The organism is Nocardia sp. NPDC058518 (assembly GCF_042719655.1).
GTDB lineage: Bacteria > Actinomycetota > Actinomycetes > Mycobacteriales > Mycobacteriaceae > Nocardia.
In genome coordinates this window covers 78823-93479 of sequence record NZ_JBHXNJ010000013.1, presented here as the reverse complement: position 1 = coordinate 93479, position 14657 = coordinate 78823, and the positions used below count along the sequence as shown (strand labels likewise).

Sequence of the window (14657 nt, the reverse complement as noted above, 5' to 3'; positions counted from 1 at the left end):
CTGTACTCATCGACGCCCCCCCCCGAACCCCTCCCCACCCCCGGGCGGGGCCCTCCCCCCCCCCTCGGGCCCCCCCCCGGCCCCTCGGCCGTTGATCAGCCCTGTGCGGTGGTCACCGCGTTGAAGACCACGTCGGCCACGGGCGTGCCGTCGGCGCCGCCGCCCGCCACGCCTGCACCTGCGACATTGGTGAGCGCGTTCAGGCCCTCGGTGATCGTGCCGAAGGGCGTGTAGTTCGGCGGCAGTTGGGTGTCGCGGTAGACCAGGAAGAACTGGCTACCGTTGGTGCCGGGGCCTGCGTTGGCCATCGCCACGGTGCCGGCCGGGTAGACCGCGCCCGCGAGATTCTCGTCGCTGAACTTGTAGCCGGGGCCGCCCATGCCGGTCGCGGTGGGGTCGCCGCACTGGAGCACGAAGATGCCCTGGGTGGTGAGCCGGTGGCAGCGGGTGTGGTCGAAGTAGCCCTCGCCGGCGAGGAAGGCGAACGAGTTCACCGTGCGCGGGGCCGCGGCGGCGTCGAGCGCGATCGTGATCGTGCCGCAGGTGGTTTCGAGGGTGGCGGAGTGGCTCGCGGCGGTGTCGATGGTGAGCGCGGGTTCGGCCGGCCACTGCTTGCCGTTGGGCTGACCCGCCGCGGCCGGGGTGCAGCCGGGGATCACGGCCTGATGCCGAGGGACGGTCTGCGCGGCGGGGGCCAGCGCCACGAGGGCGGCCGCGGCGATACCGACGCCGAAGAGTGCGCGAATGAACGGTCGGTCCTGCGAAATGCTGGTCACCTTGGCGGGATCTCCTCGAAAACGGGTGCTACCGGACGATGTACCGCGCATCCTGCCAGCCGCACCGGCCCGCGTGGGGACAGACCACCGGATCCGGTCCGCTCGTCGTGTGATCGACACAGAATCACGGTCTTTCGGGCCGATCGAGGGGGTCGAATCGAGTTCGTCAGCGCGCCCGCAGGCGCCACAGTGTGGTCGTCTCGGCGGTGCGGGCCGCGGCGAGGGGGTCGTCGCGATCGGTGGCGCGCGGGTGGCGCGGACGGGTGGTGAGCTTGCCGAGCACGTACAGGCCCGCCTCGTCGACCAGGCGCGGGATGTAGTCGGCCGGGCGCAGGCCGAGCAGTTCGGCGAGGTCGGACAGCACCAGCCAGCCCTCGCCGTGAGGGGTGAGGTGCGCGCGCAGATCGCGGGCGAACTCGGTGAGCATCGACTGATCCTGGTCGTAGACACCGCGTTCCAGGTCCGAGGTGGGGACACCCGGTAGCCATGGCGGGTTGCACACCACGAGATCGGCTCGGCCGGGCGGGTAGAGGGCGGGTCCGGTCACGGCGATCACCTTCGCGAAGCCGAGGCGTTCGGCGTTGTCCTTCGCGCAGCGCAGGGCACGTGGATTGATATCGGTGGCGACGATCTCCGGGACCCCGCGCTTGGCGAGCAGAGCGGCCAGTACGCCGGTACCGGTGCCGAGATCGAAAGCGGTGCGGATCTCGGGATCGAGCGGTGCGTCGGCGACGAGATCCACGTATTCGCTTCGGGTGGGCGAGAATACGCCGTACCCGGGGTAGACGCGGGCGCCGAGCGCCGGTACTTCGACACCCTGTTGCTGCCAGCGGTAGGCGCTCAGGACGCCGAGCAGTTCGGTGAAGGTGACCACGCGCGATGCGGTCGCCGGACCATAGGCCGCCTCGCAGGCGGCCGCGACGTCGGGTGCCCGGCGCAGGTCGAGGTCGAAGTCGGCGTCGAGCTGGATCAGCAGACTGCCGAGAATATTTGCGCGCGTGCGCCTTCTGACTCGCTCGTGCTCATAGAGCGCGCCGAGACCGCCGGTGGATGGCTGCTTGACGGGCTTGCGGTCGGCGCGACGGCCCAGTGCCTGCAACAGCTGGCGACCGTTGTTGTAGTCGCCCTGCCACAGCAGCGCCTCACCCGCCCTGATGCGGCGATACGCGTGATCGGCCGAGAGCCGGTCGTCGGCGGTGGTGACGGTGCGTGGTGCGGGCGCGCCGTTCTCCGAATGCCAGACAGCGGTCTGCTGAATGTGGTCTTCGGTCCAGGCGATGGTGGACACGGCACTGCCGCCTTTCCGAGAGGGATCGCTCATTCTGCCGGATCGGCCCAGGCTGACGTCATCTAGGCACGGATTCTGGCCGAGCGTGCTAAATTCTGACCATGCGGCCAGAAAATTATCCGGAGGGGCAACAGCGGTCGTTCATCGAGGAGGCGCGGCGCCGCCAGATCATCGCCTCCGCCGCCGAGGTGATCTCGGAGGTCGGCTACGCCAACGCGTCCCTGGTCCGGATCGCCGAGCGCGCGGGGATCTCCAAGGGGGTGATCTCCTACCATTTCGACGGCAAAGACGAGCTGATGTCGCAGGTCGTGATCCAGCTGTTCGTCTCCGGCGCCGAGTTCATGGGGCCGTTTGTCGAGGCGGCGGTCGCCGACGGCGCCCGCGCGATCCTGCACGCCTACCTGTCGTCGAATCTGCAGTTCATCGACAACAACAGAAGCTACGTCGCCGCGGTCTCCGACATTGTGCTCAACCTGCGCGGACCGGATGGCACGCTGCGGTTCGACACCCCCGACGGGGACCGGGAGATGATCGCGCCGCTGGTCTCGGCGCTGGCCGAGGGGCAACGCACCGGCGAGTTCGGCGATTTCGACCCGACCGTGCTCGCGCGGTTGATCCGGGACTCGATCGACGGCGTCGCGAACCGGGCGGTGCGCCAACCCGATTTCGACATGCGCCACTACCGCACGCATCTCATCCAGATGTACGACGCGGTGACGAGGAAGGACGACAAACGATGACGACGATTACGGCATCCACAGAACCTGTTGCGGCACGGGAGATTCCACCGTTCGCCACGCTCGGTGTCGGTGCGATCGCGCTGCCGGCCGCGATCGCCTTGTTCGCCGTGCTCGGGCAGTACGGATTCTTCGGCGACGAGTTGTACTTCCTTGCGGCGGGCGGCCACCTGTCGTTCAGCTACGCCGACCAGGGCCCACTGGTGCCGCTGATCGCGCGGTTGATGGATGTGATCGCGCCGGGTTCGCTGGTGGCACTGCGACTTCCGGCGCTGGTGGTCACGGTGGCGGGCATCGTCCTCGCCGCGGCGATCGCGCGGGAGTTCGGCGGTGGGCGCGGCGCGCAGCTGATCAGCGCGGCCGCCTACGCGACGTCACCGTTTCTGCTCGTGCAGGGCGGCCAGCTCGCGACCAATTCGATCGACGGGCCGCTGTGGGTGCTGATCACCTGGCTGCTCGTGCGCTGGGTGCGGACCCGCGCCGATGTGCTGCTGGTCTGGGCGGGGATCGTCACCGCGATCGACATGCAGGTCAAATGGCTCATCCCGGTCTTCTGGATCTGTTTCGGGATCGGCGTGCTGGTGTACGGGCCGCGCGAGCTGTTGCGCAGGCCCGCGCTGTGGATCGGGGCCGCGATCACCGCGGTCTCGATGGTGCCCAGTGTGCTGTGGCAGGCGGCGAACGGGTGGCCGCAGCTCGAGATGGGAGCGGTGGTCAGCGCCGAGCAGGAGACGATCGGTGGGCGGCTGATCTTCGTGCCGCTTGCCCTCGGCGCGGCCGGGCTCCTCGGCGCGATCCTGCTGGTCTACGGCACCGTCCGGTTGTTCCGCGCGGAATCGTTGCGGCCCTATCGGTTCCTCGGGCTGGTGGTCGTGCTCGTCGTCGTCGCGTTCGTGGCCACCGGAGGGCGGCCGTACTACGCCGTCGGCGTCTATCCGGTCGCGATGGCCGCCGGTGCGGTGGGGCTGCTCGAGGCCAGGGTCACCTGGCAGCGGATCGCCGCGGTTCCGGTGATCGCGCTGTCGGTCGTCCTCGCGGCGGGGTCGCTGCCCTGGCAGCCGGAGTCCTCGATCCCGCCGAGTACCGGTGGCATCGACCTGTTGCTGCACGGCAAGTTCGGTTGGCCCGAGCTGGCCGCGTCGACCGACCTCGCGTATCAGGCGTTGACGCCCACCGAGCGTGCGCACGCGGTGATCGTCGCCGAAAGCTATTGGCAGGCAGGGGCTCTCGAATCCTACCGGCAGCCCTACGACTGGCCGGCGGTGTACAGCCCGAATCGTGGGTACGGCTACCTCGGTACGCCACCGGACTCGGCGACCACGGTGCTCTATGTCGGTGGGGAGCTGGAGGAGTTGCGCGCGCACTTCGGATCGGTGACGCCGATCGGCCGGGCGGATGCCCGACTCGGCTACGCGGGCGTCACCCGCGATGTGACGATCTGGCGATGCGACCAGCCGGTGCGGCCGTGGTCGCGAATGTGGACCGAAATGCGTGAGATGTAGTGCGCGCGAGGATATTACCGCGCACAGTGGCACGTCAGGTTCGTGGCGACCGTGAGCCGGGATGGCGGCGGCGGTTGGGTCGTGGTGGTGGCTGAGTGGGAGTCGCGAGGGGTCGGAGTCGCGGCGATGATAGGTCAGGGGCGGCGGATGCGCCGGTAGGTGGGCGTGGCGGTGGTAGCGGCAGCGAGTTCGGTGGCGAGCCAAGCGATGTCGGTGTCGCCGATAGCGCCCAGCGTGAGACGCAGATGGTCGCCGGCGGGCCTGTCGCCCGCCTCGAACGGGCCGCCCGGCGCGGCCTTGATGCCCGCGGCGGCGAGGCTGATCATGGCGGCGTTCTCGTCGGAGACGGGAAGCCAGAGGTTGATGCCGTCGCCCGCGGCCACGATGACATCGTGCCGGGCGAGCGCACGGCGCAGCACGGTAGCGCGCCTGCGGTATTCGATGCGCGCGCTCGCGACGGTGGCGCGGGCATCGGGGTCGTGGAGCATCGTCAGCAGCACGCGCTGTAGTAGTCGGCTGGACCACCCGGGCCCGAGCATCCGCCGCTCGACCACCGGATCGAGCAGTGCCGCGGGCCCACCCGCGACGGCCAGACGCAGATCGGCACCGTGGGACTTCGAGTAGGAGCGGATGTAGACACCGCGATCGGGGAAGCGCGCGGCGAGCGAGCGCAGCGGGGTGGTGGCGATGCCGGCGGAGTGGTCGTCCTCGATGATCAGCGCCGGGTGCGGGCCGAGTAGAGCGGCCAGTTCGCGGACTCTGGCGGCGCCGAGGGAGGCACCGGTCGGGTTGTTGGCGCGCGGCTGCAAGATCACCGCGCGCGGCGCCGGTCCGTCGAAGGCACGCGCGAATTCCGCAGGCCGGAAACCGGATTCGTCTAGGCGGACGGCGACCGGGCGCGCGCCGAGGCGGGCGAGCAGATCGAGAAACGGTGGGAAGCACGGGTCCTCGACGATCACCGGATCACCGAAGCGCACGTGTGCGGCGAGCAGCCGGTCCACCGCGTCGAGGGCGCCGTCGAGGACGGTCAGCCGTTCACACGGCCACGGCCAGTCCGCGCGCAGCGTCTCGGCGAGCGCGGGCAGCACCGCCTCGCCGAGATAGTGGGCCGACAGATCGCCCGGCGCGGTATCGCGCGAGAGCGCGTGCAATGCGGCAGCGAGGTCGGGCAGGAGCGCCGGATCGGGGGTGCCACGGGACAGGTCGACGCGAAAAGCGTTGTCGGAGTGCGAGTGCAGGCGCTGATACCTGCCGATCGGCGCCTCCTGCTTCGCCCCGACGAAGGTGCCCGCCCGTCCCCGCGCGGTGATCGCGCCGGTCGCGGCCAGCGCCCGCCACGCCTGGCTGACGGTGGCGGGGGAGACCCGGAGTTCACGGGCCACCTCGCGCACGGTGGGCAGCCGGGTGCCCGGCGCGAGTGCTCCCGAGCGGATGCGGCGGCCGATGGCGGCGGCGATCCCCGCGGCGGTTCGTTCGTCGAGATCCCCGGCGAAATCCGCGGGCAGTGCGGTCGGCGAGGCTTCGGTCATGTGCCCATTCTGCGCCGGTCGTGCGCGGCCGATCGGGGGCGCCGCCAAGGTTTACGGCACCGAAACTGTTTCCGCACTCTTGTAACACAACGGAATCAGATGTAGGTGCAGTATAACAAAGCATGGGAATCGTCAGAGCGGCGCTCGTCCAGACCACCTGGACCGGTGACAAAGAATCAATGATCAAGGTTCACGAGGACTACGCCAGGGAGGCAGCGGCGCAGGGTGCGCAGGTGATCTGCTTCCAGGAGTTGTTCTACGGCCCGTATTTCTGCCAGCTACAGGACGCCAAGTTCTACGAATACGCCGAATCGGTGCCGGGCCCGACGACCGAGCGATTCGCCGCACTGGCCGCCGAGCTGAACCTGGTGATCGTGCTACCGGTCTACGAGCGCGAGATGGACGGGCTGCTCTACAACACGGCGGCGGTGATCGACGCCGACGGTTCCTACCTCGGTAAATACCGCAAACACCACATCCCGCAGGTGACCGGATTCTGGGAGAAGTTCTACTTCCGGCCGGGCAACCTCGGCTGGCCGGTATTCGACACCGCGGTCGGCAAGGTCGGCATCTATATCTGTTACGACCGCCATTTCCCGGAGGGCTGGCGGGCCCTCGGCCTCGCGGGCGCGGAAATCGTGTTCAATCCGTCGGCGACGTCGAGGGGGCTTTCCAGTTATCTGTGGAAACTCGAGCAACCCGCCTCGGCGGTGGCCAACGAGTATTACGTCGGCGCGATCAACCGGGTCGGTATCGAGAGCGAATACGGCGACGACGACTTCTACGGTACGAGCTATTTCGTCGACCCCGAGGGGAAGTTCGTCGGCGAGGTCGCCTCCGATACCTCGCCGGAATTGGTTGTTCGTGATCTTGATATGGATCTGATCAAAATCGTGCGCGAGCGATGGGCCTTCTATCGCGACCGTCGCCCGGATGCCTACGGACCGTTGGTGAACCCCTGATGCGCACCTTCATCCACGGCGGGACGGTGGTGAGCGCCACCGGGTCCCAGCTCCTCGACGTCCTGATCGAGAACGAGACGATTGTCGCTGTCCTGCAACCGGGTTCGACCGCGCTCGGTGCGGATCTCGCCGCCGATGCCGACACGGTGATCGACGCGACCGGCAAATACGTCATCCCCGGCGGCGTCGACGGGCACACCCACATGCAGCTGCCGTTCGGCGGCACCGAGGCCAGCGACACCTTCGAAACCGGAACACGGGCCGCGGCCTGGGGCGGCACCACCACGATCGTCGACTTCGCCGTGCAGAAACCGGGCCAGCGGGTGCAGGACACCCTCGCCGAATGGCACGCCAAGGCCGCCGGGCTGTGCGCGATCGACTACGGGTTCCACCAGATCATCGGCGATGTCAACGACGAATCTCTCAAGGGCATGAGCGAACTCGTCAGCGAGGGTGTCACCAGCTTCAAGCTGTTCATGGCCTATCCCGGCGTCTTCTACTCCGACGACGGCCAGATCCTGCGCGCCATGCAGTCCGCGGGCGATCTCGGCGCACTGATGATGATGCACGCGGAGAACGGCATCGCCATCGACGTCCTCGTCGAACAGGCCCTCGCACGCGGTGACACCTCGCCCTACTTCCACGGCACCAGCCGCCCGTGGCAGATGGAAGCCGAGGCCACCCACCGCGCGATCATGTTGGCGCAGTTGACCGGTGCTCCGCTGTACGTGGTGCACGTATCGGCCAAACAGGCGATGGAACAGATCGTGACGGCGCGCGACAACGGGCACAACGTGTTCGCCGAAACCTGTCCGCAGTATCTGTACCTCTCGCTCGAAGAACAGTTGGGCGCACCGGGTTTCGAGGGTGCCAAGTGGGTCTGCTCGACGCCGCTGCGCTCGCGCGCCGAGGGTCATCAGGACGAGCTGTGGCGCTTCATCCGCACCGGTGACGTCACCGCGGTGAGCACCGACCACTGCCCGTTCTGCATGAAGGACCAGAAAGAGCTCGGCGTGGGCGATTTCAGCAAGATCCCGAACGGGATCGGCGGTGTCGAGCACCGGATGGACCTGCTGTTCCAGGGTGTCAAGGACGGGCGGATCTCCCTCGAACGGTGGGTGGAGGTCTGCTGCACCAACCCGGCCAGGATGTTCGGCATGTATCCGCGCAAGGGCGTGATCAGTCCGGGTGCTGATGCCGATGTCGTGATCTACGACCCCGACGGGCACACCAGCATCGGCCTCGGCAAGACCCACCACATGAACATGGACCACTCCGCGTGGGAGGGCTTCGAGATCGACGGACATGTCGACACGGTCCTGTCCCGCGGCCGGGTGATCGTCGACGACGGCGCCTACCACGGGCGCGCCGGGCACGGCCGATTCATCCGGCGCGGTCTGTCACAGAACCTTCTGTAGAACCAACTGTCGAAACGGAGAGTGCCGATGGACATCGGAGTCGTCCTGCAGTGCACACCACCCTCGTCGCGGGTGATCGAACTGGCCAGAGTGGCCGAGACCCACGGGTTCTCGCATGTGTGGACCTTCGACTCGCACCTGCTCTGGCAGGAGCCCTACGTGATCTACAGCCAGATCCTGGCCGCCACCCGCAAGGTGATCGTCGGCCCCATGGTCACCAACCCGGCGACCCGGGACCGGACAGTGACCGCGTCCACCTTCGCCACGCTCAACGAGATGTTCGGCAACCGCACGATCTGCGGCATCGGGCGCGGCGACTCGGCGGTCCGCACCCTCGGCGGCAAGCCGACGACATTGGCCACGCTGCGCGAATCGGTCGAGGTGATCAGGGAACTCGGCAACGGCCGCGGCGCCCGCGTCGGCGACATCGAGGTGCGGTTCCCATGGGCCGCCGATTCGCGGCTCGAGGTGTGGGTGGCCGGATACGGGCCCAAGGCGCTCGAGCTCACCGGTCAGGTCGCCGACGGGTTCATCCTGCAACTCGCCGACCCCGACATCACCGCCTGGACCATCTCCAAGGTGCGTGCCGCGGCCGAGGCGGCAGGTCGTGATCCGCTCTCGGTGAAGATCTGTGTCGCCGCGCCCGCCTATGTCACCGATGGATCGGAGGCCGGACTCGAACACGCCCGCGACCAGTGTCGCTGGTTCGGCGGCATGGTCGGTAACCACGTCGCCGACATCGTCGCGAAATACGGTGCGGGCGGCGATGTTCCGGCGGCGCTGACCGACTACATCGCGGGCAGGCAGGGCTACGACTACAACCTGCACGGGCGCGCGGGCAATACGCATGCCGATTTCGTGCCCGACGAGATCGTGGACCGGTTCTGCCTGATCGGGACCCCCGACCAGCAGCTAGCCCGGTTGTGGGAGCTCGAGAAGCTCGGCGTCGGCCAATTCGCGGTGTATCTGCAGCACGACGCCAAGACCGCCACGCTCGAGGCCTATGGCGAGCAGATTCTGCCGCGGCTGAACAAGCAGGTCACCGCGATACAAGCGGCCGGTCTGTCATGATCACCGATCTCGCGCTGACATGGGCGTCGAAGACCGGCGCGCACAGTATTGCCGCGACGCTCGCCGGGCAACGGCGAGTGGACCGCAGGGTGGGAGTGCGTCGGTGACTACGGCAACCATCGATCCGGCGACAGCTGCTGTCCCGCAGAAGATCCGAGCCTCCACGCCTGGTCGGACCCGGTTGCTGCGCGCGGTCTACGCGGTGAGCGCGTTCGTCCTCGTGGCGGTGATCTGGGAGCTGGTGAAGGTGCTGGTACCCGCCGACGGCGTGAGCATCGCGGGCACCCGAGTCCTTCCCCGGACCAGCGACGGCGCGCTCCCACACGTCTGGGCAGTGTTCACCGTCCTCGGTGAGGCGGACGGCAAAGGCACCGTCGGTGAAACACTGTTGCGCACAGGGATGTTCACGCTGGGGCTGTCGTTGCTGGCGCTGTTGCTCGGGGCGGTGGTCGGCGTGGCGCTGGCGGTCGCGATGCAGCGCTTCGGCTGGCTCGAACGCGGACTGCTGCCGTATGTGGTGCTCTCGCAGACGGTTCCGCTGATCGCGCTCGCACCACTGGTGGCGGCATGGGGCGGCAAACTGTCCATCGGCGGTGAGCCGTGGCGGCCGTGGATGAGCATCGTCGTGATCGCGGCCTACCTCGCCTTCTTCCCCATCGCGATCGGGATGCTGCGCGGCCTGCAGACACCGTCGGCGGCCTCGGTCGAATTGATGCGTAGCTGCTCGGCCGGTTGGTGGGCGACGCTGACGCGCTTGCGGTTTCCCGCCGCCGTCCCCGCACTCGTTCCCGCGTTGCGACTGGCTGCCGCGGCCGCGGTGATCGGTGCGGTCGTCGCCGAGATCTCCACCGGCACGGCGGGCGGGATCGGACGGCAGATCATTGTGTTCTCCCAGCAGGCCACCGGAGATTCGGCCCGGCTGTACGCCGCCGTCCTGGCCGCCGCGCTGCTCGGCGTGGTCCTCACCGCGCTGGTCGGGCTGGTGGAGCTGGTACTGCGCCGCTACAGCCACCCGCCGGGCACCGGCGCGTCGAGCGAGGGCTGATGAGCGTCGCCGAAACACTCTCCACGACAACGTTTCAGGAAGAAGTACCCATGACCACCTCCGCCGCGGTCGAGCTGAGCCAGCTCGGCAAGACCTTCGCCGCCGGTGCGGTGACAGCGCTGTCGGATGTCTCGCTCACTGTCGCGGCGGGCGAATTCGTCTCGCTCATCGGACCTTCGGGCTGTGGCAAGTCCACCCTGCTGCGGATCATCGCCGACCTCGAGACCCCGAGCACCGGCACTGTGTGCGTGCACGGCAAGCCCGCGCGTCAGGCCAGGATCGACCAGGACTACGGCATCGCGTTCCAGCAGGCAGGTCTGCTCGAATGGCGCACTGTCGCAGCCAATGTCGAACTACCACTCGAGTTGCACAAGGTACCCAAGGCGCAGCGCAAGGCACGCAGTGCCGAACTGCTCGCCATGGCGGGGCTCAGCGAGTTCGCCGACCGATATCCGGCGGAGCTGTCCGGCGGCATGCAGCAACGCGTCGCCATTGCCCGTGCGCTGGCCCGCAAGCCGTCGCTGCTGCTGATGGACGAACCGTTCGGTGCGCTCGACGAGATGACCAGAGAACGCATGCAGGGCGAGTTGCTGCGCATCGCGGGGGAGACCGGCGCCGCCGTCGTGTTCGTCACCCACTCGATTCCCGAGGCGGTCTACCTGTCGGACCGGGTGGTGGTGCTGTCCGCGCGGCCGGGCCGGATCAGCGACATCGTGCCGACCGGAGGCTGGGATCGCGAGGCGGGCGCCGACGTTCGCGCCTCCACCGAGTTCTTCGCCGCCGTCGCCGCGGTCCGCGCGGCACTGCGCGGCGAGCACGACGACGCGGCCGTGGCCGGACGGGATCTGCGATGAAGACCTGGCTGCCACCGCTACTGGTCGGTGTCGTCGTCCTCGCGCTGTGGCAGGTGCTCACCGTGGTGGGGGGCGTGCCCGCGTTCCTGCTGCCTGCGCCCAGCGCGATCGCCACCCAGTTCGTCGAGAACGCGGGCCGGATCCTCGACGCCTCCCTCGCCACCGGCACGAACGCGCTGATCGGGTTCGTGGCCGGGACGGTGCTCGGCTTGGTCGCCGCCGTTCTCGCGGTGCGGTTCGCCCTGATCGACGGGTTGCTCACACCGTTGGCCGCGGCAGCCGCCGCGGTGCCGATCGTGGCGCTGGCACCGCTGCTGAACTCGATGTATTCCACGACCACCGAGACGCCGCGACGGCTCGTCGTCACCATCGTCGTGTTCTTCCCGGTCTTCGTCAGCACCGCGCGCGGGCTGCGACAGGTGCCCAAGGTGCAGGCCGACCTGATGAGCTCCTACGCCGCGTCCGGGTGGCAGATCACCCGCACGGTGCGCCTGCCGGCGGCGCTGCCGCACCTGTTCACCGGTTTGCGGATCGCCGCGCCCGGCGCGGTCATCGCGGCCATCATCGCCGAATACTTCGGCGGCCTGCAGAACGGGCTCGGTAGCCGGATCACGTCCGCCGCGGCCAATACCGCCTATCCGCGGGCCTGGGCCTATGTCGTCGGCGCGATGTGCGTGGGCCTCGTGTTCCTGGCCGCCGTGTTGCTGCTCGAACAACTCACCCGCCGACCCCGAACCCCGCTGCTGTCCACGATCCGATGAGGGAGATCCATCCATGAGCAAGACCGCACTCCGGCTGCGCACCGCGGTGGCGCTGGCCGCCGTGGCCGCCGCCGCGCTGACCGGCTGTAGCACCACCGACAGTGGCTCCGAGACCACCGCCGACGGCCTCACCAAGGTGACCTTGCAGCTGCAATGGTTCAAGCAGGGGCAGTTCGCGGGCTACCTGGCCGCCGTGGACCAGGGGTTCTACAAGGAACAGGGCCTGTCGGTCGAGATCCTCGACGGCGGCACCGACATTGTCCCGCAGACGGTGCTCGCCCAGGGGCAGGCCGACTACGCGGTCGCGTGGGTGCCCAAGGCCCTCGCCTCGCGCGAGGCAGGCGCCGGGATCACCGAGATCGCGCAGATCTTCCAGAAATCGGGCACCAAGCAGGTGTCGTTCAAGGCCGACAATATCGCCGGGCCCGCCGCGCTGCGCGGCAAGACTGTCGGAAACTGGGGCTACGGCAACGAATTCGAGCTCTTCGCCGGGATGACGAAGGCCGGTATCGACCCGGCCAAGGACGTGAAACTGGTCCAGCAGCAGTTCGACATGAACGCCTTCCTCGCCAAGGACATCGCCGCCGCTCAGGCCATGTCCTACAACGAGTACGCCCAGCTGCTCGAAACCAAGAACCCGGCGACCGGAAAGCTCTACACCGCAGACGATTTCAACACCATCGACTGGAACGACGAAGGTGTGGCCATGCTGCAGGACGCCCTGTGGGCCAACACCGAGAAGCTGAAGGACAGCAAGTATCAGGATCAGACGGTCAAGTTCCTGACCGCCTCGCTCAAGGGCTGGGCCTTCTGTCGTGACAACCTCGACAAGTGCCGCGACATCACCGTCGCCGCAGGGGCCACCCTCGGCGCGGGACACCAGCAGTGGCAGATCAACGAGGTGAACAAGCTGATCTGGCCCTCACCCGCCGGCATCGGCACCATCGACAAGACCGCGTGGGATCGCACGGTGTCGATCGCCAGGAACACCAAGAACGCCGAGGGCGCAACGGTTCTCACCAAAGACCCCGACTCCGACGCCTACACCACCGAGTACGTCACCAAGGCGCTCGACCAGTTGAAAGCCGCGGGCGTGGATGTCACGGGCGCGAGCTACCAGCCCGCGCAGGTCACCCCGACCGAGGGCGGTAAGTAACAGCTCCCGCACACGACGGTCCATCGGGATTCCGATGGGCCGTCGCCGTGTGCTCAGCGCGGAGTCAGCCCGACGACGACGCCGCCCTGCTGCCAGGTCTGGTAGATGTCGGCCTTGGACGGTTCGCCGTCGGCGAGGTAACCGATGCCGTTGAATTTCGCGTTCTGCTTGTTGTCGCGCGCGATCACCGCGAACAGTTCGATGACGTCCTGCTCGCCGGTGTACACCGTGGCGGTGAAGGTTTCGGGCGCGCCGCCACGCGACACACGCACTTGCGCGCCGCCCTGCAGATTCTTCACCCAGGGGCGCAGCGCGGTGCCGATCAGCAAGGCGCCGTCGTGCACGGTGTAGGCCACCGGGACGTCATAGACCGCGCCGGATTTGCGGCCGACCACGTGCAGGGTGGCCAGATGCTTGCCGACGATGCCAGACAGGAACGGCACCTTCAGCAGGCCGCGGATGAGGGTATTGACCTTGGCCTGATAGGAGCGGATCGGTTCCGGCCCGGTGGTGGTCGGTGTGCCGTAGGGATTCTCGGGGGATGCGGTGTCGCTCATAGTTCCAGTATCGCCACGTGTGGAGGTGCCCGCATGGCGCCTGACTACGCTGCCGATATGACATCTGGGCAGACCGAGATCTGGCACAACCCGCGCTGCACGAAGAGCCGCAATGCCACCGCGCACCTCGACGCGACCGGCGTGGAGTACACCGTGCGCCGCTACCTCGACGATCCGCCGACGGTCGAGGAACTGCGGGCGGTGCTGACGCGGCTCGGCGCCGAGCCGTGGGACATCACCCGCACCGGCGAGCAGATCGCCAAGGACCTCGGGATGGCGGGATGGGGTCGCACCGAGGCGGATCGGGAGCAGTGGCTGACCGCGCTGGCCCAGCATCCGAAGCTGATCCAGCGGCCGATCGTGCTCACCGCCGACGGTGGCGCGGTGGTGGCCCGCGACGAGGAAACACTGCGTAGCCTCGACTGATGAGTCAGCGTCGCGAGCCGTCTCCTCCGGTGAGCAGGCCGTCCAGGACCACCCGTGTGTCGGGAACGAAGGGCCACGCCGGATCACGCAGGTGCGCGCGCAGTTCGGCATCGGTCCACCACCAGCCGTCCGCGATCTCGGACGGCTGGTGGACGATCGGACCGTCGCAGCGGTACTCGTAGCCGAACAGGTGGCAGCGCAGCGCGCGGCCCGCCCAGTCGCCGTCCCAGGACGCGGTGGCGCGCAACGGAAGTACCGTGCCAGAGGGGACGACGATGCCGAGTTCCTCGCGGAGTTCGCGGATCGCGGTGTCGGACGGGTGCTCGCCCGCGTCGACCACGCCGCCCGCGAGGCAGTCGTGCATGCCCGCGAAGACGAGTTTGCTGTCGGTGCGCCGATGGACGTACACCCGATCGCCGTCGGCCGACCGGACCAGCACACCCGCGCTGGCGTGCCACAGTCCCTCGCGATAGACGGTGCCTCGATCGGCCTCGCCGATCACCTGCCCTTCGGCGTCGTAGACGGCGAGCAGTTCGGCCTCCGGATTCGCTGACACCGCCCGAGGGTAACCGCCG

15 protein-coding genes are annotated in these 14657 nt (G+C 68.3%); 10 read left to right on the top strand and 5 right to left on the bottom strand.

Annotated elements, in window-relative coordinates; all coding sequences use genetic code 11:
• Positions 1-95 precede the first annotated feature (95 nt).
• Together ACFWPX_RS22075 and ACFWPX_RS22070 are read right to left on the bottom strand one after the other, a co-directional pair.
• Positions 96-776: a peptidylprolyl isomerase gene (locus ACFWPX_RS22075; RefSeq protein ID WP_378919624.1), complete on the bottom strand. Its 681-nt coding sequence runs from the start codon at positions 774-776 to the stop codon at positions 96-98.
• Positions 777-942: 166 nt separating this feature from the next.
• Entirely contained in the window at positions 943-2064 is a 1122-nt protein-coding gene (locus tag ACFWPX_RS22070) for a methyltransferase (RefSeq protein ID WP_378928913.1), read from the bottom strand.
• A 101-nt stretch (positions 2065-2165) separates the two neighbouring features.
• Between ACFWPX_RS22070 and ACFWPX_RS22065 the strand changes: the two genes are divergently transcribed.
• Both ACFWPX_RS22065 and ACFWPX_RS22060 read left to right on the top strand, forming a co-directional pair.
• Positions 2166-2804: a TetR/AcrR family transcriptional regulator gene (locus ACFWPX_RS22065; protein WP_378928912.1), complete on the top strand. Its 639-nt coding sequence runs from the start codon at positions 2166-2168 to the stop codon at positions 2802-2804.
• On the top strand, positions 2801-4303 hold the full coding sequence (locus tag ACFWPX_RS22060; protein ID WP_378928911.1) for an ArnT family glycosyltransferase: 1503 nt from the start codon (positions 2801-2803) through the stop codon (positions 4301-4303). Before ACFWPX_RS22065 ends, ACFWPX_RS22060 begins: the two co-directional genes overlap by 4 nt.
• Before the next feature lie 134 nt (positions 4304-4437).
• On the opposite strand, the gene ACFWPX_RS22055 is transcribed toward ACFWPX_RS22060, so the two are convergent.
• Positions 4438-5832, bottom strand: a complete 1395-nt coding sequence (locus ACFWPX_RS22055) for an aminotransferase class I/II-fold pyridoxal phosphate-dependent enzyme (RefSeq protein ID WP_378928910.1) — start codon at positions 5830-5832, stop codon at positions 4438-4440.
• 122 nt (positions 5833-5954) lie between these two features.
• Here ACFWPX_RS22055 and ACFWPX_RS22050 point away from each other — a divergent pair, with 122 nt between their 5' ends.
• The 7 genes from ACFWPX_RS22050 (at position 5955) to ACFWPX_RS22020 (ending at position 13099) form a co-directional block, all read left to right on the top strand.
• Complete coding sequence (locus tag ACFWPX_RS22050; protein ID WP_378919634.1) at positions 5955-6794, top strand: nitrilase-related carbon-nitrogen hydrolase; 840 nt, start codon at positions 5955-5957, stop codon at positions 6792-6794.
• Entirely contained in the window at positions 6794-8212 is a 1419-nt protein-coding gene (gene hydA, locus ACFWPX_RS22045; RefSeq protein WP_378928909.1) for a dihydropyrimidinase, read from the top strand. The genes ACFWPX_RS22050 and hydA overlap by 1 nt, the downstream gene beginning before the upstream one ends.
• A 27-nt stretch (positions 8213-8239) precedes the next feature.
• Positions 8240-9283, top strand: a complete 1044-nt coding sequence (locus tag ACFWPX_RS22040) for a TIGR03842 family LLM class F420-dependent oxidoreductase (protein WP_378928908.1) — start codon at positions 8240-8242, stop codon at positions 9281-9283.
• Positions 9284-9386: 103 nt separating this feature from the next.
• Positions 9387-10328 (top strand): ABC transporter permease, encoded by a 942-nt coding sequence (locus ACFWPX_RS22035; RefSeq protein ID WP_378928907.1) that lies wholly within the window; start codon positions 9387-9389, stop codon positions 10326-10328.
• A 50-nt stretch (positions 10329-10378) separates the two neighbouring features.
• Positions 10379-11182: an ABC transporter ATP-binding protein gene (locus ACFWPX_RS22030; protein ID WP_378928906.1), complete on the top strand. Its 804-nt coding sequence runs from the start codon at positions 10379-10381 to the stop codon at positions 11180-11182.
• Positions 11179-11943: an ABC transporter permease gene (locus ACFWPX_RS22025; RefSeq protein ID WP_378928905.1), complete on the top strand. Its 765-nt coding sequence runs from the start codon at positions 11179-11181 to the stop codon at positions 11941-11943. Before ACFWPX_RS22030 ends, ACFWPX_RS22025 begins: the two co-directional genes overlap by 4 nt.
• A 13-nt stretch (positions 11944-11956) precedes the next feature.
• The gene (locus ACFWPX_RS22020; protein ID WP_378928904.1) at positions 11957-13099 is read left to right on the top strand and encodes an ABC transporter substrate-binding protein; all 1143 of its coding nucleotides are present in this window, start codon (positions 11957-11959) and stop codon (positions 13097-13099) included.
• 53 nt (positions 13100-13152) lie between these two features.
• Here ACFWPX_RS22020 and ACFWPX_RS22015 read toward each other — a convergent pair whose 3' ends face one another.
• Positions 13153-13656 (bottom strand): nitroreductase/quinone reductase family protein, encoded by a 504-nt coding sequence (locus tag ACFWPX_RS22015; RefSeq protein WP_378928903.1) that lies wholly within the window; start codon positions 13654-13656, stop codon positions 13153-13155.
• 57 nt (positions 13657-13713) lie between these two features.
• Between ACFWPX_RS22015 and ACFWPX_RS22010 the strand changes: the two genes are divergently transcribed.
• Positions 13714-14082, top strand: a complete 369-nt coding sequence (locus tag ACFWPX_RS22010; RefSeq protein WP_378919649.1) for an arsenate reductase family protein — start codon at positions 13714-13716, stop codon at positions 14080-14082.
• A gap of 4 nt (positions 14083-14086) precedes the next feature.
• Here ACFWPX_RS22010 and ACFWPX_RS22005 read toward each other — a convergent pair whose 3' ends face one another.
• Complete coding sequence (locus ACFWPX_RS22005; protein ID WP_378919651.1) at positions 14087-14638, bottom strand: NUDIX domain-containing protein; 552 nt, start codon at positions 14636-14638, stop codon at positions 14087-14089.
• Positions 14639-14657: the final 19 nt, after the last annotated feature.

What these genes read in the sequence shown, in the direction of transcription:
- ACFWPX_RS22015 (WP_378928903.1), bottom strand. Translation starts at nt 13,656, where the DNA reads ATGAGCGACACCGCATCCCCCGAGAATCCCTACGGCACACCGACCACC.
- ACFWPX_RS22050 (WP_378919634.1), top strand. Translation starts at nt 5,955, where the DNA reads ATGGGAATCGTCAGAGCGGCGCTCGTCCAGACCACCTGGACCGGTGAC.
- ACFWPX_RS22055 (WP_378928910.1), bottom strand. Translation starts at nt 5,832, where the DNA reads ATGACCGAAGCCTCGCCGACCGCACTGCCCGCGGATTTCGCCGGGGAT.
- hydA (WP_378928909.1), top strand. Translation starts at nt 6,794, where the DNA reads ATGCGCACCTTCATCCACGGCGGGACGGTGGTGAGCGCCACCGGGTCC.
- ACFWPX_RS22025 (WP_378928905.1), top strand. Translation starts at nt 11,179, where the DNA reads ATGAAGACCTGGCTGCCACCGCTACTGGTCGGTGTCGTCGTCCTCGCG.
- ACFWPX_RS22020 (WP_378928904.1), top strand. Translation starts at nt 11,957, where the DNA reads ATGAGCAAGACCGCACTCCGGCTGCGCACCGCGGTGGCGCTGGCCGCC.
- ACFWPX_RS22030 (WP_378928906.1), top strand. Translation starts at nt 10,379, where the DNA reads ATGACCACCTCCGCCGCGGTCGAGCTGAGCCAGCTCGGCAAGACCTTC.
- ACFWPX_RS22040 (WP_378928908.1), top strand. Translation starts at nt 8,240, where the DNA reads ATGGACATCGGAGTCGTCCTGCAGTGCACACCACCCTCGTCGCGGGTG.
- ACFWPX_RS22010 (WP_378919649.1), top strand. Translation starts at nt 13,714, where the DNA reads ATGACATCTGGGCAGACCGAGATCTGGCACAACCCGCGCTGCACGAAG.
- ACFWPX_RS22060 (WP_378928911.1), top strand. Translation starts at nt 2,801, where the DNA reads ATGACGACGATTACGGCATCCACAGAACCTGTTGCGGCACGGGAGATT.
- ACFWPX_RS22065 (WP_378928912.1), top strand. Translation starts at nt 2,166, where the DNA reads ATGCGGCCAGAAAATTATCCGGAGGGGCAACAGCGGTCGTTCATCGAG.